Source organism: Phormidium sp. CCY1219, assembly GCF_035615515.1.
In the GTDB taxonomy this organism is placed as follows: Bacteria; Cyanobacteriota; Cyanobacteriia; order Cyanobacteriales; family Laspinemataceae; genus CCY1219.
Window position 1 is genome coordinate 1 of sequence record NZ_JAJENT010000071.1, and the last position, 439, is coordinate 439.

The window sequence follows — 439 nt, forward strand, 5'->3', positions numbered from 1 at the left end:
GATCCATGCCTCGCGCGCGCAGTTGCTCGATGAGAGCCTGATAGCGCTGCTGTTCTTCTTGCAGTTGCGCCTCTGCTTGTTCGGCGCGTTGAGACGCTTGTTCGGCGCGTTGGCGCTCTTGTTCGGCGCGTTGGCGCTCTTGTTCGGCGCGCTGGCGCTCTTGTTCTTTGAGCTGGTTGAGTTCTACAAAGGTGAGGAAGCGATCGCCAGGTGGGGTATAAATTTCCAGGGTGTCGGGTTTCAGTTCAAAGCGGATTCCCAGTCGCGGACTCACCCAGCCATTCATCTCGTCAAGTGCCTGCAAGCCTTCTGGGGCACGCAAGAATCCCTGAAATTCTATATTTTGGGGGTCGTAGATATAGTATTCTTCCACGCCATAGCGATTGTAGAACAACAGTTTTTTGCTCATCTCTTTCAGTCGGTTTCCGGGAGATAAGAT

At 53.5% G+C, this 439-nt stretch carries 1 pseudogene; it reads right to left on the reverse strand.

Annotated features, from left to right (window positions below):
- A pseudogene (locus tag LKK83_RS00465) lies at positions 1-409 on the reverse strand (Uma2 family endonuclease); the annotation flags it as partial.
- Between the last annotated feature and the right edge of the window lie 30 nt (positions 410-439).